This window comes from Galenea microaerophila, from assembly GCF_054657255.1.
Window position 1 is genome coordinate 13,924 of sequence record NZ_BAAHWZ010000001.1, and the last position, 18,988, is coordinate 32,911.

The 18,988-nt window shown below is 47.8% G+C and carries 19 protein-coding genes; 18 read left to right on the plus strand and 1 reads right to left on the minus strand.

The features are described from left to right. Position 1 precedes the first annotated feature (1 nt). The 14 genes from leuD to ACYQ05_RS00135 all read left to right on the plus strand — a co-directional run bounded on the left by leuD (position 2) and on the right by ACYQ05_RS00135 (position 13,607). Positions 2-655 (plus strand): 3-isopropylmalate dehydratase small subunit, encoded by a 654-nt coding sequence (leuD, locus tag ACYQ05_RS00070; protein ID WP_459817397.1) that lies wholly within the window; start codon positions 2-4, stop codon positions 653-655. Positions 656-657: 2 nt separating this feature from the next. Beyond that, the gene (gene leuB / locus ACYQ05_RS00075; protein ID WP_459817399.1) at positions 658-1,731 is read left to right on the plus strand and encodes a 3-isopropylmalate dehydrogenase; all 1,074 of its coding nucleotides are present in this window, start codon (positions 658-660) and stop codon (positions 1,729-1,731) included. 28 nt (positions 1,732-1,759) lie between these two features. Next, positions 1,760-2,722, plus strand: coding sequence for a M23 family metallopeptidase (locus ACYQ05_RS00080; protein ID WP_459817401.1), 963 nt, complete (start codon positions 1,760-1,762; stop codon positions 2,720-2,722). Continuing rightward, a complete protein-coding gene (locus tag ACYQ05_RS00085) occupies positions 2,719-3,135 on the plus strand; it encodes a polymer-forming cytoskeletal protein (RefSeq protein ID WP_459817403.1) in 417 nt (138 codons plus the stop codon). Before ACYQ05_RS00080 ends, ACYQ05_RS00085 begins: the two co-directional genes overlap by 4 nt. A gap of 20 nt (positions 3,136-3,155) precedes the next feature. Continuing rightward, on the plus strand, positions 3,156-4,178 hold the full coding sequence (locus tag ACYQ05_RS00090) for an aspartate-semialdehyde dehydrogenase (RefSeq protein ID WP_459817405.1): 1,023 nt from the start codon (positions 3,156-3,158) through the stop codon (positions 4,176-4,178). Positions 4,179-4,246: 68 nt separating this feature from the next. Continuing rightward, on the plus strand, positions 4,247-5,104 hold the full coding sequence (truA, locus tag ACYQ05_RS00095) for a tRNA pseudouridine(38-40) synthase TruA (protein WP_459817407.1): 858 nt from the start codon (positions 4,247-4,249) through the stop codon (positions 5,102-5,104). After that, complete coding sequence (locus ACYQ05_RS00100) at positions 5,089-5,766, plus strand: phosphoribosylanthranilate isomerase (RefSeq protein WP_459817409.1); 678 nt, start codon at positions 5,089-5,091, stop codon at positions 5,764-5,766. Before truA ends, ACYQ05_RS00100 begins: the two co-directional genes overlap by 16 nt. Positions 5,767-5,790: 24 nt before the next feature. Beyond that, positions 5,791-6,996 (plus strand): tryptophan synthase subunit beta, encoded by a 1,206-nt coding sequence (trpB, locus tag ACYQ05_RS00105; RefSeq protein ID WP_459817411.1) that lies wholly within the window; start codon positions 5,791-5,793, stop codon positions 6,994-6,996. After that, complete coding sequence (gene trpA / locus ACYQ05_RS00110) at positions 6,996-7,823, plus strand: tryptophan synthase subunit alpha (protein ID WP_459817413.1); 828 nt, start codon at positions 6,996-6,998, stop codon at positions 7,821-7,823. Before trpB ends, trpA begins: the two co-directional genes overlap by 1 nt. A gap of 1 nt (position 7,824) precedes the next feature. After that, positions 7,825-8,682: an acetyl-CoA carboxylase, carboxyltransferase subunit beta gene (accD, locus tag ACYQ05_RS00115; protein WP_459817415.1), complete on the plus strand. Its 858-nt coding sequence runs from the start codon at positions 7,825-7,827 to the stop codon at positions 8,680-8,682. A gap of 21 nt (positions 8,683-8,703) precedes the next feature. Then, a complete protein-coding gene (locus ACYQ05_RS00120) occupies positions 8,704-10,110 on the plus strand; it encodes a bifunctional folylpolyglutamate synthase/dihydrofolate synthase (protein WP_459817417.1) in 1,407 nt (468 codons plus the stop codon). After that, on the plus strand, positions 10,103-10,789 hold the full coding sequence (locus ACYQ05_RS00125; RefSeq protein WP_459817419.1) for an SPOR domain-containing protein: 687 nt from the start codon (positions 10,103-10,105) through the stop codon (positions 10,787-10,789). Before ACYQ05_RS00120 ends, ACYQ05_RS00125 begins: the two co-directional genes overlap by 8 nt. Positions 10,790-10,869: 80 nt before the next feature. After that, on the plus strand, positions 10,870-12,399 hold the full coding sequence (purF, locus tag ACYQ05_RS00130) for an amidophosphoribosyltransferase (protein WP_459817421.1): 1,530 nt from the start codon (positions 10,870-10,872) through the stop codon (positions 12,397-12,399). After that, a complete protein-coding gene (locus ACYQ05_RS00135; RefSeq protein ID WP_459817422.1) occupies positions 12,399-13,607 on the plus strand; it encodes an O-succinylhomoserine sulfhydrylase in 1,209 nt (402 codons plus the stop codon). Before purF ends, ACYQ05_RS00135 begins: the two co-directional genes overlap by 1 nt. A gap of 17 nt (positions 13,608-13,624) precedes the next feature. Here ACYQ05_RS00135 and yhbY read toward each other — a convergent pair whose 3' ends face one another. Beyond that, positions 13,625-13,927 (minus strand): ribosome assembly RNA-binding protein YhbY, encoded by a 303-nt coding sequence (gene yhbY / locus ACYQ05_RS00140; RefSeq protein WP_459817424.1) that lies wholly within the window; start codon positions 13,925-13,927, stop codon positions 13,625-13,627. 51 nt (positions 13,928-13,978) lie between these two features. Between yhbY and rlmE the strand changes: the two genes are divergently transcribed. The 4 genes from rlmE (at position 13,979) to glmM (ending at position 18,934) form a co-directional block, all read left to right on the plus strand. After that, the gene (gene rlmE / locus ACYQ05_RS00145) at positions 13,979-14,632 is read left to right on the plus strand and encodes a 23S rRNA (uridine(2552)-2'-O)-methyltransferase RlmE (protein ID WP_459817426.1); all 654 of its coding nucleotides are present in this window, start codon (positions 13,979-13,981) and stop codon (positions 14,630-14,632) included. Positions 14,633-14,719: 87 nt separating this feature from the next. Beyond that, the gene (gene ftsH / locus ACYQ05_RS00150) at positions 14,720-16,714 is read left to right on the plus strand and encodes an ATP-dependent zinc metalloprotease FtsH (protein ID WP_459817428.1); all 1,995 of its coding nucleotides are present in this window, start codon (positions 14,720-14,722) and stop codon (positions 16,712-16,714) included. A gap of 61 nt (positions 16,715-16,775) precedes the next feature. Then, entirely contained in the window at positions 16,776-17,603 is an 828-nt protein-coding gene (gene folP, locus ACYQ05_RS00155; RefSeq protein ID WP_459817429.1) for a dihydropteroate synthase, read from the plus strand. Beyond that, positions 17,603-18,934 carry a phosphoglucosamine mutase gene (gene glmM, locus ACYQ05_RS00160; RefSeq protein ID WP_459819012.1) on the plus strand — a complete coding sequence of 444 codons (1,332 nt, stop codon included), beginning with the start codon at positions 17,603-17,605 and terminating at the stop codon, positions 18,932-18,934. The genes folP and glmM overlap by 1 nt, the downstream gene beginning before the upstream one ends. Positions 18,935-18,988 lie beyond the last annotated feature (54 nt).

Sequence of the window (18,988 nt, forward strand, 5' to 3'; positions counted from 1 at the left end):
GATGGAAAAGTTTGAAAAGTTAACGGCCATAGTGGCGCCATTGGATCGTGCCAATGTTGATACTGATGCCATTATTCCTAAGCAGTTTTTAAAATCGATTAAGCGTACAGGATTTGGTCCTAATCTGTTTGATGAGTGGCGTTATTTAGATGTGGGTGAGCCTGGACAAGATTGTTCTCAACGGCCGTTGAGCCCTGAGTTTGTGCTAAACCAACCACGTTATCAAGGGGCTAAAATTTTATTGGCACGCGAAAACTTCGGTTGTGGATCCAGTCGTGAGCACGCGCCCTGGGCCTTAAAAGATTATGGCTTTGATGTCATTATTGCCCCCAGTTTTGCAGAGATTTTCTTTAACAACAGCTTTAAAAATGGCATTCTGCCCATTACGCTGGATGAGAACATTGTAGATGAGCTGTTTAAGGAGGTTGAGGCCAATGAAGGTTATCAACTGACAGTGGATTTAGAAGCGCAGCAGATTGTGAAGCCCAATGGTGAAACCATTCATTTTGAAGTGGACAGTTTCCGTCGTCACTGTTTGCTCAACGGTTTGGATGATATCGGGTTGACCCTGCAACATGCAGATGAGATTCGTGCCTATGAAGCGCGACGTAAACAAGAAGCCCCTTGGTTATTTACCCATTTAGAGGAAGCATAAGTATGACAAAACAAGTGTTGGTCTTGCCCGGAGATGGCATCGGTCCTGAAATTACTGCTGAAGCGGTTAAGGTATTAGAAGCGCTGAAGCAATCGGATCATTTAGATATTGAGATGACAGAAGATTTGGTGGGCGGTGCAGCCTATGATGCGCATGGGGTGCCGTTGGCCGATAGCACCATGGCCAAGGCTAAGATGGCGGATGCGATTCTTTTAGGCGCTGTCGGTGGTTATAAATGGGAATCTTTGGACATCTCTGTGCGTCCGGAAAAAGGGTTGTTGCGCTTACGTTCGGAGTTAGAATTGTTTGCTAACTTACGTCCAGCTTATCTGTTCCCTCAATTGGCCGATGCCTCAACGCTTAAGCCAGAAGTGGTGGCAGGTTTAGATATTTTGATTGTGCGAGAACTGACAGGGGGGATTTATTTCGGTCAACCACGCGGTATTCGCACTTTGGAAAATGGTGAACGTCAAGGTTTTAATACCTATGTCTATTCTGAATCAGAAATTAAACGCATTGCTCGTGTGGCTTTTGAAGCGGCGATGAAGCGTAATAAAAAACTGTGTTCAGTGGATAAGGCGAATGTACTCGAAGTGACTGAGTTATGGCGCGAATTGGTCGATGAGATGGCTAAAGATTATCCTGAAGTCGAAGTGCAGCATATGTATGTGGATAATGCCGCCATGCAGCTGATTCGAAATCCGAAGCAGTTTGACGTGATGGTGACCGGCAATATGTTTGGGGATATTTTGTCAGATGAGGCCTCAATGCTGACAGGTTCAATTGGTATGTTGGCCTCTGCTTCACTCGATGCCAATAATAAAGGCATGTATGAACCTTCACATGGCTCTGCGCCCGATATTGCCGGACAAAATATTGCGAACCCCATTGCTACGATTCTTTCCGCCGCGATGATGCTGCGCTATAGTTTAGAACGTGAAGATTTGGCAGACAAAATTGAGCAGGCGGTCAGTCGTGTGCTTGATCAGGGTTACCGTACTGTGGATATTATGCAGGAGGGCATGAAACAGGTCTCCACCTCTGAAATGGGGGATGCGATTGTGGCTGCGCTGTAAGCATACTGGCAAGGCTGAGCGAGTTTAAATGCGCAATAAATTTACCCTCACCATTAGTGATGTTCATGGGGTTAAAGAGTACTCTTTTAACCAGTTTGTGCGTCGCTTTGCGTGGATGTTTGTGTTGTTTTTGCTGTTAACCCTGTCCATTGGCGGAACAACTATTTGGTGGCTCTCGAAAGAGGTCAAACAGCTTGAAGCGAAGCGTGCCGCTGAAGAGTTGCACTATGCACAAACAGTGAAACAAAATCAGGAAGAATTTTTGCGCTTACAGGCTGAGCGTCGTGCCATTCAGAATGAGCTGCTGGATAAAACAAAACAGCTGAGCTTTCTTAACCAAACGCTGGAAGGATTGGAAGAGCTGGTTGGCGTTCAACCAGAAGAAGCGCTCTCAATTGAGGAGCGGGTTAAAAAGGTTCAGCTGACCACCCTTGAAAAAAAGTTTATGCTCTCGGAATATCCCAGTGGACGGCCGGTTCAGTTCTTTAAAGGGGTTACCAGTGGCTATGGTTGGCGAATTCATCCGATCACAGGAAAAAAAGAGTTCCATCGAGGTATAGATTACCGTGGGGAAGAGGGCGATCCTGTGATTTCAACGGCAGATGGCGTGATTGAATATGCCGGCTATTTAAAAACAAGCGGTTTTGGTAATTTGATCTTAATTGATCATGGAAATGGTTTTCGCACGCTCTATGGGCACCTCTCCAAAACCTTAGTGAAAACCGGTCAGGTGGTTAAAAAGGGGCAGATTATCGGTCAGATAGGTTCTACTGGCATCTCTTCAGGGCCTCATCTGCATTATGCTGTTTCATTTGTACAACGAAAACTGGATCCAACGCCTTTTGTGCAATGGCGATTGGATAACTTCGATGAGATACAAACTAAGGTGAAGGGGGTACCATGGGGTTCTTTAGCTCAAGTGATCAAAAATCGCGTCCACCAGGTGGAAAAACAATTATTGCTGCGGGGTGTCGCCTCCGAGGAGAAGTGAGCCGCATTGAAGGCGATATTTTGTTCGAGGGGGAATTTGAAGGGGTGATCGAATCTGACTATGACCTAGCAGTTGCTTCTAAAGGCTTGGTCAAAGGGTTGATTAAGTCGAAGCATATTGTGGTGTCGGGTGTGCTAGAAGGTAAAGTGATTTGCGACCATCTTGAGGTGCTCAATGGAGGAAAGTTTATTGGTGAAATTGTCGCAGAAAATATTTCCATCGAAAAAGGCGGTAAATTTATTGGTCAAAGTCATGAAATGACAGAAACAGGCACCGCAATTGCCTTTAATGAGGCTGAAAAAAGAGCAGTGACTGAGGCGCCTGAAACGATCGCGCAGCTAGAGATCGATCAAGTGGTGGAGATGGTTGTAATTAAACCTGAAAAAAATGAGCAAGTACAAAATTTAAAATAAAATTAAATTGAGAGTCAAAAATGTCAAAACAGTATGATGTTGCCGTAGTGGGCGCCACAGGTGCCGTGGGTGAAACCATTTTAAAAGTGTTACAAGAGCGTCACTTTCCGGTGCGCAATCTCTATCCTTTGGCCAGTAGTCGTTCTGCAGGGAAAAAAGTGGAGTTTAATGGTGAGTGGGTAGAAGTGTTGGATTTGGAAACTTTTGATTTTTCCAAAGCACAGATTGGACTCTTCTCGCCCGGCGCCAGTGTTTCGCGCGTCTATGCCCCCAAGGCCGCTGAAGCTGGCTGTGTGGTGGTGGATAATACTTCGCAGTTCCGCTATGACGATGACATTCCATTGGTGGTGCCAGAAGTGAATCCCGGTGCCGTCGCTGGCTACACAAATCGTGGCATTATTGCCAATCCAAACTGCTCCACCATTCAGATGTTAGTGGCACTTAAACCGATTTATGATGCGGTCGGCATTCGTCGTATCAATGTGGCTACTTATCAAGCGGTCTCCGGATCGGGGAAAGCGGCCATTGATGAATTGGCCACGCAAACGGCTAATCTGCTCAATATGAAGCCGATTGAATGCAATGTTTATCCCAAGCAGATCGCATTTAATGTGATTCCACAAATTGACGTCTTTATGGATAACGGCTACACCAAAGAAGAGATGAAGATGGTGTGGGAAACGAAAAAGATTATGGGGGATGAGACACTTTTAGTGAATCCGACTTGTGTGCGTGTGCCAGTGTTTTATGGTCACAGTGAAGCGGTGCATATTGAAACGGATCGCAAAATCACTGCATCAGAAGCGAAACAGCTGTTTGAAGAGGCTGAAGGGATTGTGCTGATTGATGAGCATGTGGATGGTGGTTATCCTACAGCGGTCACCGATGCCGCCGATACAGATCCGGTCTATGTGGGCCGCGTGCGGGAAGACATTTCCGTAGAAAATGGCTTAAACCTTTGGGTGGTGGCAGATAATGTCCGTAAAGGCGCAGCGACCAATACGGTGCAAATAGCCGAGTTGTTGATTCGGGATTACATTTAGGGTGAAAGTGTTGATTAAGGTTGAGCCGCCCCTATGACTTGGTCACTGTTGCGCACGGTTTACCCAGCATGTCAGACATGATTTACCGGATTGCGCTAAAGATAGAGTATCAAGGCACGGCTTATTGCGGCTGGCAGTATCAGCCGCATTGTGATTCCGTTCAGGGGCAGTTGCAGCGGGCTTTAACGCAGATTGCCAACGAGCCAATAGAGTTGGCGTGTGCGGGACGGACCGATACCGGCGTACATGCGATCGGTCAGGTGGTGCATTTTGATACCCAAGCTGTACGCCCGCTGAAGGCTTGGATTCAGGGGGTGAATACCCAACTGCCTAAAGATATTCGAGTGGTCTGGGCGCAGCAGATGGCGGCTTTAACCCCCGAGCAGTGGCAAATGGAACAGGCCAAATCTGTTAAAGAGAGCGCACTGTTTCATGCGCGTTTTTCAGCGATAGCACGTCAGTATCGTTATGTGATTTATAATCGAGCGGTGCATTCAGCGGTGTTGGCAGATCGCGTGACTTGGGAGTCGATGCCCTTAGATGAGCAAGCCATGCACCGAGCGGCGCAGGCGCTCATTGGGGAAAATGACTTTTCCTCCTTTCGAGCAGCCGCCTGTCAGGCAGAGCATGCTCGACGTGAAGTGCAGGCCATTGGCGTGCAGCGCCAAGGTGACTTTGTCTTGATAGATATTCAGGCCAATGCTTTTTTACACCATATGGTGCGCAATATTGCTGGGACCTTGCTGCAAGTGGGGCGAGGTGAGAAGGCTGAAAGTTGGGTGGCAACATTATTGGCACTGCAGGATCGCACGCAAGCGGGGATGACGGCGCCTGCCAGTGGTTTGTATTTTGTGAATGCGTTCTATCCGCAACATTGGGGCATTCCGAGAACCCCTTTAAATGAGGTGTTATGGCAGTGTCATTAGTGATTGATAGCGATCAACCTTTACGCACACGGGTTAAAATGTGTGGCATTACCTCTATCGAAGCGATGCAGCAAGCGGTGATGGCTGGCGCCGATGCGATTGGGTTGGTGTTTTATGAAAAAAGCCCGCGCCATGTCAGCTTGGATCAAGCACGCGAGATTGTGGCCGCCATGCCGGCTTTTGTTACCTCTGTGGCTCTGTTTGTGGATGCGTCTGCCAACTTTGTCGAGGAAGTGATCAAGGTAACCGGCGTGGATTTATTGCAGTTCCACGGTCAAGAGTCAGCGGATTTTTGTCAAAACTTTCAGCGCCCTTATATTAAAGCGGTGCGGATGCAGGCAGAGACCGATTTAAAAGCGTTGGCGCAAACCTATGCATCCTCGCAAGGTCTGTTATTGGATGCCTATAAAAAAGGGGTGCCAGGCGGAACCGGCGAGACCTTTAATTGGCAGTGGATTACCCCGCAAATGCGTGGTGAGTTCCCCTTACCGATTATTTTGGCAGGGGGGTTAAATCCTGGTAATATTGTGCAAGCGATAAAAACCGTTCAGCCTTGGGCAGTAGATGTGAGCGGCGGAATAGAGCGTGCTCCGGGTCAAAAGTCGGTTGAAAAAATACATCAATTTATGCAAGCTGTGCAGAGTACAGCGTTGAGACAGTAAGCGAAATAAAGGAAGCATAACGGAATGAAAATGGATTTTTCTCAATACCCGGATGAGAAGGGGCACTTTGGTATTTATGGCGGGGTGTTTGCGCCAGAGACCTTAATGGCGGCTATTGAACAGCTGACTGAACAGTATAACGCCTTAAAAAATGACCCAGACTTTTTAGCGGAGTTGAATGCAGATTATCAAGATTATGTTGGACGCCCTTCACCGCTGTATTATGCCAAGCGCTGGTCGGAGCATCTGGGCGGTGCCAAAATTTACCTAAAACGGGAAGACCTTAATCACACCGGCGCACATAAAATTAATAACACGATTGGCCAAGCGCTCTTGGCAAAACGGTTAGGTAAAACACGGATTATTGCTGAGACAGGCGCGGGACAGCACGGGGTCGCCAGTGCGACGGTTGCTGCTCGACTAGGATTGGAATGCGTGGTCTATATGGGGGCGGAAGATGTGCAACGCCAAGCCCCGAATGTGGCACGAATGAAAATGCTGGGTGCCGAGGTGGTCGCAGTAGAGTCAGGCACGCGAACGCTTAAAGATGCATTAAATGAGGCGATGCGTGATTGGGTGACCAATGTAGATGACACCTTCTATATTATTGGTACAGTGGCTGGCCCCCATCCTTATCCCATGATGGTGCGCGATTTTCAAGCGGTGATTGGGCGTGAGGCAAAACAGCAGATTTTACAAAAAGAGGGGCGTTTGCCAGATGCTTTGGTCGCATGCGTCGGTGGGGGCTCTAATGCCATCGGGCTGTTTTATGACTTTTTGGGTGAGAGCGAGGTGAAGCTGTTTGGTGTCGAACCCGCTGGTCATGGATTGGAAACCGGTGAGCATGCTGCTTCCTTGGTGGCTGGCCAGCCTGGGGTTTTGCATGGCAATCGTACTTATCTATTACAAGATGAAAATGGGCAAATCTTGCCAACCCATTCGATTTCAGCCGGTTTAGATTATCCCGGCGTGGGACCAGAACATGCGTGGCTAAAAGATACAGGGCGAGCTCAATATGTGACGGTGACGGATGAAGAAGCGTTGCAAGGCTTTAGAGATCTAACCCGCTTTGAAGGCATTATCCCCGCATTGGAAACCAGTCATGCGCTGGCCTATACAACGAAATTGGCACCGACCATGCGTCCGGATCAGATTTTGATTGTCAATCTTTCGGGACGTGGGGATAAGGATATGGATACTATTGCCAATATTGAGGGGTTTGAATTTTAATGAAGATTAGTAAAACATTTACGGATTTAGCCTACCAGGGACGCACAGCGTTAATCCCTTATCTGACGGCAGGTGATCCCCATCCTGAGTGGACCGTGCCCTTAATGCACAAATTGGTGGAAAGTGGGGCGGATATCATTGAACTGGGCGTCCCTTTTTCTGATCCGATGGCCGATGGGCCAGTGATTCAAAAAGCGGTAGAGCGTGCTTTAGCTCATCAAGTGAGTCTGCACCAAGTATTACAGATGGTGGCGGACTTTCGTCAAGAGAATACCAAGACCCCCATTGTCTTGATGGGTTACCTCAATCCGATTGAGGCGATGGGCTATGATGTGTTTGCTCGAGAAGCGGCTGCAGCCGGTGTGCAGGGCGTGTTAACCGTCGATATGCCGCCGGAAGAGAGCGAGGCATATGCCAAGGATCTGGAAGCACAAGGCTTGGAGGCCATTTTCTTGGTATCGCCCACCACCCCTGAAAATCGCTTACAGGCGGTCAATCAAAGAGGGCGTGGTTTTGTCTATTATGTATCGCTGAAAGGGGTGACTGGCTCAAAAGCGCTGGATGTAGAAGATGTCCGGCAGCAGGTGAGCCATCTTCGCGGTAAAGTCGATTTACCCGTGGGCATTGGATTTGGGATTCGAGACGCAGAGGCCGCTTATCAAATGGCCAAGCTCGGCGATGGTGTGATTGTCGGTTCAGCACTGGTTTCAGTGATTGAAGAAAATCCAACGGCCGATTTTGAGTCATTGGCGGCTAAGATTCAACAAAAGATGACAATGTTCCGTCAAGCGATTGATAAAGCAGACGCGGAAGTAGCAGGAGCGTAAAATGAACTGGTTTGAAAAAATATTGCCGAGCATAAAACAAGTGACCAATCGTAAAAAATCCGTACCAGAAGGGCTGTGGACCAAATGTCCAAAATGTGAAGCGACGCTCTATCGAGCTGAAGTGAAGCGCAATCAAGAGGTGTGCCCGAAATGTGACTATCATATGCGTATTGGCGCGCGTGAGCGGTTGCATCATTTTTTGGATGAAGGCACACCCCAAGAGCTATTTGCCAATATTATGCCTGTGGATCGCTTAAAGTTTAAGGATCTAAAAACCTATAAAGCGCGTCTGGCACAAGCGCAAAAGGTGACGGGTGAAAAAGATGCGTTGGTTGTGATGGCGGGCGAAATTGATGGTTTAGAAGTAGTGGCAGGCGCTTTTGAGTTTAAGTTTATGGGCGGCTCCATGGGCTCTGTTGTCGGCGAGAAGTTTGTCCGTGCGGTAAATGAGGCGATCGAGCGTCAATGTCCGTTAATTGTGTTCTCGGCCAGTGGTGGTGCGCGTATGCAAGAAGCGCTGTTTTCTCTAATGCAGATGGCCAAAACCTCAGCGGCTTTGGGACGTTTGCGCGCCAAAGGCTTGCCCTTTATTTCTGTGATGACAGACCCCACCATGGGGGGCGTTTCAGCCAGTTTTGCCAGTTTAGGGGATTTAAATATTGGCGAGCCACAAGCTTTGATCGGTTTTGCGGGGCCTCGCGTGATTGAACAAACGGTGCGAGAAAAGTTACCGGAAGGCTTCCAACGCAGTGAGTTTTTGTTGGAACATGGAGCCTTAGATCAAATTATCCACCGCCACCATTTAAAATCTGAGTTGGCGTCCATCTGTCGTATGCTGCTGAAAAAACCTGCAGCCTAATCCATTCGTCAATTGGTGAAGATGCGTAAGCCGACCGTTCAACAGCCACTCAATGATTGGATTGAGTGGCTGTTGCAGTTGCATCCCACAGAAATCGATTTGGGCTTGGAACGGGTTCGAGCCGTCGCTGAAGCGATGCAGCTGCTGCCCGCTACACAACTGGCGAAAAAAATCATCACGGTTGCCGGCACCAATGGTAAAGGCTCAAGTGTCGCCATGTTGTCAGCCATCTATCAGGTGGCCGGCTATCAAGTGGGCAGCTATACTTCACCGCATCTGCTGCGTTTTAATGAGCGCATCCAGATAAATGGGATGCCGGTTTCTGATGCGACCATTATTCAAGCCTTTGAGGCCATTGAACAGGCCAGAGCGCAGTTGAACCTAAAGCTGACCTATTTTGAATTTTCCACTTTGGCTGCTTTAAAGATTTTTCAACAAGCTGAATTGGATGTCGCTGTGCTAGAAGTCGGTCTAGGAGGTCGCCTAGATGTGGTCAATATAGTGGATGCGGATGTTGCTTTGATTACCGCCATTAGTGTGGATCATACCGATTGGCTCGGCAGTGACCGTGCGCAAATTGCTTTAGAAAAAGCAGGGATTTTACGTTCCCATCAATGGGCGATCTGTTCTGACCCACAGCCGCCGCAAAGTTTAAGAGCGCATGCGCAAACACTTGGCACACAATACTTTCAATTAGATCAAGATTTTAAAATTCTCGTTGAAGAGGTCAAAAAAGTTCAAAATCCCCAGTCCTGCCAGGGCGAAAAAGCGCCAGATGGCGAGGCAGGACTGGGAAAACTGACCAAAAGTTGGGATTTTGTGGCGTTAAAACCAAAATTGCAAAGCTATGAAGCGTTGCCGTTGCCGGCATTGGCGGGCGGATTTCAAATACAAAATGCTGCGGGCGTATTGGCGGCTGTACAAGGGCTTCAGAGCGATTTGCCGCTGTCGAAATCGGCAATTGTTCAGGGATTGCAGCAGGTGAAACACCCCGGTCGTTTGCAGTGGCTGTCGGTAGCTCTGCCCGAAAGAGAGAGGCAGCAGTGGTTACTCGATGTGGCGCATAATCCCCAGTCGGCACAAGTGTTGGCAGACTATTTGCAGCAACAGGCGTTGGTTTTTCCGCAAGCGGTTTTTTCCGTCTTAGCCGACAAGGATGCATTGCCAATGGTAAAATTATTGAGCCCCTTTATTAAAACTTGGCATATTGCACCGATAACGCAACCGCGAGCCATGTCTTTGGCGGATTTAAAACAGTTGTTGCAGCGAGCCGAGGTGGCTGAAGCACAGATTGTGAGTCATGCCACGATAGAGGAAGCGGTCAGCCACTGTCTGCAAACGGAAGCTAAAACTTTAGTTTGGGGCTCTTTTTTTACCATTGCCCCAGTGATGTCCTTATTAGCAAGTTTACCAGAGCGTCATGACTAAACCGACAGCGGAAACAGAAAAAGCACTTTCAAATACAGAAATCCTGGGTAGTCTTGATGTGCATGCGCGCCGCCGTTTAATTGGCGCAGTCATTTGGTTTGCCGTGTTGATTATCTGGGTGCCTACTTGGTATGAGCACCCCGTGAATTTTCAACCCGAAAAGCAAACATCTACAAAACTCACGCCGAGCAAAACAGAAAATAAACCCATTGCGGATAAGGTCTATCGTTTGCCGGCACCGTCTGTTCAACAAGCGGCAAAGTCATCTGAGCCTGTGAAGCCTGCAGTTCAGCCGCAACCCTCCGTGAAGGCCACCGAAAAACAAAAACCTACCCAACCAGTTGTTCAGGCTAAAACCGTAGAAATAACAGAAAAACCTGTAGCCGCTTCTAAAGCCTCTCCTAAAGCGGTAGCGGATACCAGCCAGCTTATTGCAGAGGATTTAATGGTGGCCAAAGGGTGGTTTGTTCGCTTGGCAGCATTTAAAAAAATGGCCACAGCCAATGAACTTTTGGGCGCGCTGCAAGAGGCGGGCTATGATGGGTATGTTAAGCCGTTGCAGAAAAATCATTTTTTTGTGGTGGTGATCGGTCCTTATCCATCTAAGCAAGCGGCGCTAAAGGTTAAACAGAAAGTCGATGCGCGTTATCATGTGCAATCGCAAATTTTCCATCGATAGCATCATCGGTAAAGTGGATTTCAGGTAAAATATCCAAAATTTGATTTGTCTTAATTGATCTTAATAAGTGAGTAAATTCGATGTGTGGAATTGTTGGCATTGTTTCAACTTCAACCCCTGTGAATCAGGAAATTTATGATGCGTTGACCATCTTGCAGCATCGTGGTCAGGATGCTGCGGGGATTGTGACCTGTGATCAGGGGCGTTTCTATCAACGAAAAGACAATGGTTTAGTTAAAGATGTGTTCCGCACACGGCATATGCGTGATTTGGTTGGCAAAATGGGGATTGGCCATGTGCGCTATCCGACAGCTGGCTCTTCTTCCAGTGCAGAGGCTCAGCCCTTTTATGTCAATGCCCCCTATGGGATTGCGATGGGGCATAACGGTAATTTGACCAATTCAGAAACCTTACGCAAAGAGATTTATGCGCAGGATTTACGCCATCTGAATACGAACTCTGATTCAGAAGTGCTGCTCAATGTATTTGCCCATGAGCTGATGAAGCAGAAAAAATTGACGGTATCGCCCGACGATATTTTTACCGCGGTTCGAGGCTTGCATCAACGGGTCAAAGGCGGTTACGCGGCGGTAGGGATGATGCCGAATTTAGGCGTTTTTGCCTTTAGAGATCCTTATGCATTGCGTCCAGCGGTGGTTGGCAAACGGGTCACCGAAAGCGGTACAGATTATATGGTGGCCTCAGAGAGCGTCGCTTTGGATGCGTTAGGCTTTGAATTAATGCGCGATATTCGTCCAGGTGAGGCGGTTGTGATCACTGAGCAGGGGGAGATTTTCTTTGAGCAGTGTCATGATCACCCACAATATTCACCCTGTATTTTTGAGTTTGTCTATTTTGCACGTCCCGATTCGATGATTGATGACATTTCGGTGTATAAATCGCGTCTGCGGATGGGTGAGATGTTGGCGAAAAAAATAGAGAGAGAATGGGCAGATATTTTAGATGAGATCGATGTGGTGATGCCGATTCCTGACACCAGTCGCACATCGGCTTTAGAGATGGCCGAAAAGTTGGGTAAACCTTATCGAGAAGGCTTTATTAAAAACCGCTATATTGGACGCACCTTTATTATGCCTGGACAGAAGCTGCGTAAAAAATCGGTGCGGCAGAAGCTTAATCCGATTCGTCTGGAGTTTGAAGGTAAAAATGTATTGCTGGTCGATGACTCCATTGTGCGCGGCACCACTTCCGGTGAAATTGTCAAAATGGCGCGTGATATGGGGGCGAAAAAAGTCTATTTTGCTTCCGCAGCGCCTGCAGTGCGTTACCCCTATGTGTATGGAATTGATATGCCCAGTGCGTCAGAGCTGGTGGCCAATGGACGAACGACCGAAGAAGTGGCGGAATTTATTGGGGCAGACCGCTTGATCTATCAAGATTTGGATGATTTGATTCAGGCCGTGGGCGCGGGTAATCGTTCGATTGCCTGTTTTGATACCTCTTGTTTCAGCGGGGAATATATCACGGGTGACATTACTGAGGCCTATTTGCAGTCGATTGATGAAAATCGCAATGATGAAGCCAAAGCCAAGCAAGCGCAATCGGTTCCAGAAACCGTTGGCCTGCACAATGAAAAAGGGGAAGTGTAATGGTGTATCCTGAAGACGAACAAACGCATCATCAAGACTATGATTTAGCCACTTTGGCGATTCGAGCCGGCTATCAGATGACGCCGGAACAGGAGAACAGTGAGGCAATTTTCCCCACTTCCAGTTATCGTTATCAATCGGCACAACAGGCAGCTGACCGCTTCAGTGGTGCAGAAAAGGGCAATATCTATTCGCGTTTTACCAATCCGACTGTACGCACTTTTGAGCAGCGACTGGCCGCTTTGGAAGGGGGAGAAGCCTGTGTAGGAACCGCTTCCGGGATGTCGGCTATTTTGTCTACCTTTATGGCTCTGTTGCAAGCTGGGGATCATATTGTCTCCTCCCGCAGCATTTTTGGCACCACCAAAGTGCTGTTCACCAAATATTTAATGAAGTTTGGGATTGAGGTGACATTTGTTTCTCAAACCGATCTCAATGAATGGCAGGCGGCCATTCAACCCAACACTCGGGCACTGTTTTTGGAAACGCCGTCCAATCCGCTGACTGAAATTGCAGATTTAAGTGCTTTGGCGGAGTTGGCTCATGCCCATGAAGCGCTGTTGGTGGTGGACAACTGTTTTTGCACGCCGATTTTGCAACGACCTATTGCGTTTGGTGCAGACATTGTGATTCATTCGGCGACCAAATTTATTGATGGACAAGGGCGTGCCGTTGGTGGCGCTGTGGTGGGGGCTGAAGCCTTGATGGAAGAGTCTGTGCGCGGCTTTATGCGCACCGCTGGCCCTTCAATGAGTCCTTTTAATGCCTGGATATTTTTAAAAGGTCTGGAAACCTTACCGATCAGAATGCGAGCGCATAGCGAAAATGCGCTCGCGTTGGCAGAGTGGTTGCAACAACAGCCGGTGGTGGAGAAGGTGTTTTATCCTGGTTTACCTTCTCATCCACAATATGCATTGGCACAGCGACAGATGTCAGCAGGCGGGGGCTTGGTCACCTTTACCATTAAAGGGGGGCAAGAAGCTGCTTGGAAAGTGGTGGATGCGACGCAGTTGATGTCAATCACCGCCAATTTAGGGGATGTGAAAACCAGCATCACCCATCCGGCGACAACAACGCATAGCCGAGTGACGCCAGAAGAGCGATTGGCTGCCGGCGTTACAGATAATTTGCTGCGGGTATCGGTGGGCTTGGAATCGATTGAGGATCTTAAGCGCGATTTACAGCGTGGTTTTGATTTGTTGTCATAAAAGCCTCGTGTTGACGACTATTTTTTAGGCAGTTCCAGCTCAGGCGGTTGTGCAGCGCGGTAAAGCACCACTGTTTTACCGATGGCCTGCACCAAAGAGGCACCGCTGTTTTGAATTAAATAGTCGATAACCACTTTGCGATCTTCGCGCTCACCCGCAGCAATCTTGACCTTGAGCAGTTCATGATGCGCTAAAGAGCGATCCAGCTCCGCGAGCACCGATTCTGTCACGCCATTATTACCAATGGTGACAATCGGATTGAGACCATGTGCCAATCCGCGTAGATATTTGATTTGAGTAGGGGATAGTTTTTTTGACATTTCAGTTCTCCTGTTGAGAGCGGTATTTTATAGGAAAACCTAGCAATAAGTATGGCAAAGTCTAAAACAAAATCGGCAAAATCAGTAAAATCGAAATCCAGTGCCGCTTGGCTAAAAGAGCATTTTGACGACTACTATGTCAATAAGGCGAAGCAAGAGGGTTGGCGCTCACGTGCGGTTTATAAATTACAAGAAATCGATGAGAAAGATCAATTATTTAAGCCTGGCATGACGGTTGTCGATTTGGGCGCTGCACCAGGCGGCTGGTCGCAGTGGACCACGCATCGCGTGGGAGAAACCGGTCATGTTTTTGCCTTGGATATTCTGCCCGTTGAGCCCTTTGCTGGCGTTACCTTTATACAAGGAGATTTTCGTGAGGATGCGGTTTACCAAAACTTGCTCGATCAGTTGGCTGGACGAGAGGTCGATGTGGTGATGTCAGATATGGCCCCTAATATGAGTGGTAATAAAGGGGTGGATATTCCGCGCGCCATGTATCTGGTCGAGTTGGCGATTGAATTGGCCGACCAAGTGCTGCGTCCAGGAGGCGATCTCTTAATGAAGGTTTTTCAGGGAGAAGGTTATGAAGCCTTGCTACAAGATTTACGTGGTAAATACCAGAAGGTGGTGACCCGAAAACCCAAAGCATCTCGTCCGCGGAGTAAGGAAATTTATCTTTTGGCGCGTGGGAAGCGCGCGTCCTGATAAGCATCTCTAGATATTTATAAGTATAATTTATAAAGTTTTGTGGTAAAGTAATTCGAATAGAAAAAATTAGGAAAAGCCAGTTCTATGAAAAATGATATGTTGAAAAACATCTTAATTTGGACCGTGGTTGCCACCATTATGTTGAGTATTTTTAACCATTTTGGTCAACAGCAAATGGCTGGAAGCGGTCGTTTAGACTATTCTGACTTTATTGAAAAAGTGCATGAAGGTCAGGTCAGTGCGGTGATGATAGAAGGCTCGACGATTAAAGGGGTCTTTAAGGATGGTCGCGCCTTTGTCACTTATAATCCGGGTGATCCAGGGTTGATGGGTGACTTATTGAAATATCATGTCAAAATTAAAGCACGTCCACCTGAACAGCAAAGTCTGTTGATGCAGATTTTTATCTCATGGTTCCCCATGATTCTGTTGATTGCGGTGTGGATCTACTTTATGCGCACAGCTGGTGGCGGTATGGGTGGTAAGGGGGGGCCCTTCTCATTCGGCAAAAGTAAAGCCAAAATGCTCTCTTCAGATGAGGTTAAGGTGACTTTTGATGACGTCGCTGGGGCGGATGAAGCGAAAGAGGAGGTCGCAGAGATTGTAGACTTTCTGAAGGATCCGGAAAAATATCGTAATCTCGGCGGGCGCATTCCAAAAGGGATCTTGTTGGTCGGACCGCCAGGGACAGGTAAGACACTTTTGGCTAAAGCGATTGCCGGGGAAGCGGGTGTCCCATTCTTTAGTATTTCCGGTTCAGACTTTGTTGAAATGTTTGTTGGCGTTGGGGCCTCTCGAGTTAGAGATCTGTTTGAACAGGCTAAGGCCAATGCACCCTGTATTATCTTTATTGATGAAATCGATGCCGTCGGTCGTAAGCGCGGTAGCGGCATGGGCGGCGGAAATGATGAGCGTGAGCAGACCTTAAACCAGTTACTGGTAGAGATGGATGGTTTTGAGGGGTCTGAAGGCATTATTGTGATTGCTGCCACCAACCGTGCAGATGTATTGGATCCGGCTTTATTGCGTCCAGGGCGTTTCGACCGTCAAGTGACGGTGGGCTTGCCAGATGTTCGTGGCCGTGAACAGATTCTAAAGGTGCATATGCGTAAAGTGCCCGTTGCCGATGATGTAGATCCCTCTTTGATTGCGCGCGGTACTCCAGGTTTTTCAGGGGCAGATTTGGCAAACTTGGTGAATGAGGCTGCGCTGATGGCTGCGCGCGAAAATTCTAAAGTGGTCACGATGAAGCACTTTGAGAAAGCCAAAGATAAGATTCTGATGGGCGTTGAGCGTAAGAGCATGGTCATGAGTGAGGAAGAGAAGAAGCTCACGGCCTACCATGAATCCGGTCATGCCATTGTCGGTTGGTTGGTGCCTGAGCACGATCCTGTGTATAAAGTGAGTATTATGCCGCGAGGCCGTGCTTTAGGGGTGACCATGTATCTACCTGAAGAGGATTCCTATAGTTACAGTAAGCGAAAGCTTGAAAGTCAACTATCCAGTTTGTATGGTGGCCGCGTTGCGGAAGAGTTGATCTTTGGTGAAGATGCAGTGACGACCGGTGCCAGCAATGATATTGAGCGCGCGACACAAATTGCGCGCAATATGGTGACAAAATGGGGCTTGTCAAAATTAGGTCCCATTCTGTTTGAGGAAGAGGATGAAGGCGGCTTTATGATGCCGAGTAAGAACAACTTGATCTCTGATGAGTTGGCTAAGCAGATCGATGATGAGATTCAAGCCATTATTGAACGTAACTATCAGCGGGCGGAACGAATCCTCAAGGAGAATGAGGATAAGTTGCACGCGATGGCAGAAGCCTTGATGGAGTTTGAAACCATTGATCGCGAGCAGGTTGAGCGGATTATGAAAGGAGAACCTGCAGGCAAGCCTAAGGACTGGCGTGATGAAGAGTCAGGGGCGTCTTCAGCCACCTCAAACTCAAATCCAGATACGGACGAAGAGGCGTCGGTCACTTTGAGTGAAGAAGGTAAAGCTTCAGCTAAAACATCCGATCAGGCCTCAGAGTCTTCTGGTTGGAAGACACCTTCAAAAGATGAAGATAAAGACGCTTAGCGATGGTTGAAGCGTTGGTTTAACCCCCATTAGATTGGGGGTTTTTTATGGGAAAGCTTAAATGAACCGATGGCAGCAGTTTTTAGACGTTCTCTCTTTAGAGGCGCCTTTAGTGATGGGGATTTTAAATGTGACGCCAGACTCTTTCTCTGATGGCGGCCATTTTCAGCAATTAGAAGCGGCAAAGAGGCAAGCAGAAAAGATGTTGATGGCGGGTGCCGATTTAATTGATGTGGGCGGAGAATCTACGCGTCCAGGTGCGCGCCCAGTTCCGCTGCAAGCAGAGTTGGATCGGGTGATGCCGGTGATTGAGATGCTAAAGCAAGAATTTGGTGCGGTGGTCTCTGTCGATACCTATAAGCCTGCTGTGATGCAAGCTGCGATTGAACTGGGTGTGGATATGATTAATGATGTCAATGCCTTGCAGGCGCCAGGGGCGGTAGAAGTGGTGGTGCAGAATCAAAAGCCCGTTTGTTTAATGCATAAACAGGGGTCGCCCGAACAGATGCAGCAGGCACCGCACTATGAATCAGTTGTGGAGGAGGTCATTGCGTTTTTGCAGCAGCGGGCAGAGGTCTGTCAGCAAGCCGGATTAGACAAAAGCAAAATTATGCTCGATCCAGGCTTTGGCTTTGGAAAAACCTTGGCGCACAATATTGAATTGTTTGAAGAGTTAGATCAATTGATCATGTTAAAATACCCAGTCCTGGTGGGTGTTTCTCGCAAATCGATGATAGGTCAATTGATGGGAGAGGTGCTACCAGATCAACGAATGATTGGCAGTGTCACGGCAGCGGTGCTGGCTGCACTTAAAGGGGCAAAATTATTGCGTGTGCATGATGTTAAGGAAACCAAACAAGCTTTAGATGTGGCTTTAGCGTTAGTGTAATTGAGATGACAAAAAAATATTTTGGAACAGATGGGATTCGTGATCGCGTCGGCAGTGGCTTGATTCGCCCAGATAATGTATTGAAGTTGGGATGGGCAACTGGCAAGGTGCTTAAGGCACATGGTGAATCCAAGGTGCTGATTGGTAAGGATACCCGCATCTCTGGCTATATGTTTGAGTCGGCTTTAGAGGCTGGATTGATTTCGGCGGGGATTGATGTGTTTTTGCTGGGGCCTATGCCAACCCCTGCTGTGGCCTATTTGACGCAAACCTTTCATGCAGATGCCGGGATTGTGATCAGCGCTTCCCATAATCCTCATTATGATAATGGGATTAAGTTCTTTGGTGCTCAGGGTCATAAAATCAGTGATGCCATTGAAAAAGAGATTGAGGCTGCCTATGATTCAGAAATTGAGACGGTGGCTTCAGAGCAGTTAGGGAAAGCTAAGCGCATCGCAGATGCGGCGGGTCGTTATATTGAGTTTTGTAAAAGTACCTATGATGCGCCTGAAAAATTAGAGGGGCTGAAGGTGGTATTAGATTGCGCCAATGGGGCGACCTATCATATTGCGCCTCATGTATTCGAAGAGTTGGGTGCTGAGGTACACGTCATTGGAGACTCACCCAATGGATTAAATATCAATCAAAATTGCGGTGCCACCGATCTCACAGCGCTTAAGCAGTCTGTGATTCAGCACAATGCGGATATGGGGATTGCTTTTGATGGAGATGGTGATCGCGTGATGATGGTGGATCGGTTTGGTCGAGAAGTTGATGGCGATTTGATGCTTTATATTTTGGCCGATTATTATGCAGAACAAGGTTCTGGTGTTGTGGGCACCGTTATGTCGAATTTGGGGTTGGAAAATGCCCTGAAAGGACGAGGCATTGAGTTTCAGCGTGCACAAGTCGGGGATCGTCATGTCATGGAGCAGTTGGTTGAAAAAGGCTGGTTGCTAGGGGCTGAGCCTTCAGGACATGTGCTCTGTTTGGATAAGCATTCTACGGGAGACGGAATTATTGCGGCCTTACAAGTCATTGCGCAATTGAAGCGGCAAAATCGAACATTAGAACACTATGTCGATGAATTTATACGCTATCCACAAGTACTAAAAAATGTGCCGATTAAGCAACGCAAAGATTTGGAAGCCTCAGAAGCTTTACAGCGAGAAATTGCGACAGTGGAAGCGATATTAGGGCCGTCTGGACGAACATTGATTCGCATGTCGGGGACAGAGCCTATTATTCGCGTTATGGTCGAAGGGGAAGATGCGGAATTGGTGGAGCAGTGTGTGCAACGTTTGGTGGACACAGTTGTAACGGAATTTTAATAAATTTGTCAAGATTGTAATTTAAAGAATAAACAGCTAATATAAGAGAACTTT

Bases quoted from the DNA above. Each gene is read 5' to 3' on its own strand.
- leuD (WP_459817397.1), top strand. From the start codon at position 2: ATGGAAAAGTTTGAAAAGTTAACGGCCATAGTGGCGCCATTGGATCGT.
- leuB (WP_459817399.1), top strand. From the start codon at position 658: ATGACAAAACAAGTGTTGGTCTTGCCCGGAGATGGCATCGGTCCTGAA.
- ACYQ05_RS00080 (WP_459817401.1), top strand. From the start codon at position 1,760: ATGCGCAATAAATTTACCCTCACCATTAGTGATGTTCATGGGGTTAAA.
- ACYQ05_RS00090 (WP_459817405.1), top strand. From the start codon at position 3,156: ATGTCAAAACAGTATGATGTTGCCGTAGTGGGCGCCACAGGTGCCGTG.
- truA (WP_459817407.1), top strand. From the start codon at position 4,247: ATGTCAGACATGATTTACCGGATTGCGCTAAAGATAGAGTATCAAGGC.
- ACYQ05_RS00100 (WP_459817409.1), top strand. From the start codon at position 5,089: ATGGCAGTGTCATTAGTGATTGATAGCGATCAACCTTTACGCACACGG.
- trpB (WP_459817411.1), top strand. From the start codon at position 5,791: ATGAAAATGGATTTTTCTCAATACCCGGATGAGAAGGGGCACTTTGGT.
- trpA (WP_459817413.1), top strand. From the start codon at position 6,996: ATGAAGATTAGTAAAACATTTACGGATTTAGCCTACCAGGGACGCACA.
- accD (WP_459817415.1), top strand. From the start codon at position 7,825: ATGAACTGGTTTGAAAAAATATTGCCGAGCATAAAACAAGTGACCAAT.
- ACYQ05_RS00120 (WP_459817417.1), top strand. From the start codon at position 8,704: ATGCGTAAGCCGACCGTTCAACAGCCACTCAATGATTGGATTGAGTGG.
- ACYQ05_RS00125 (WP_459817419.1), top strand. From the start codon at position 10,103: ATGACTAAACCGACAGCGGAAACAGAAAAAGCACTTTCAAATACAGAA.
- purF (WP_459817421.1), top strand. From the start codon at position 10,870: ATGTGTGGAATTGTTGGCATTGTTTCAACTTCAACCCCTGTGAATCAG.
- ACYQ05_RS00135 (WP_459817422.1), top strand. From the start codon at position 12,399: ATGGTGTATCCTGAAGACGAACAAACGCATCATCAAGACTATGATTTA.
- yhbY (WP_459817424.1), bottom strand. From the start codon at position 13,927: ATGTCAAAAAAACTATCCCCTACTCAAATCAAATATCTACGCGGATTG.
- rlmE (WP_459817426.1), top strand. From the start codon at position 13,979: ATGGCAAAGTCTAAAACAAAATCGGCAAAATCAGTAAAATCGAAATCC.
- ftsH (WP_459817428.1), top strand. From the start codon at position 14,720: ATGAAAAATGATATGTTGAAAAACATCTTAATTTGGACCGTGGTTGCC.
- folP (WP_459817429.1), top strand. From the start codon at position 16,776: ATGAACCGATGGCAGCAGTTTTTAGACGTTCTCTCTTTAGAGGCGCCT.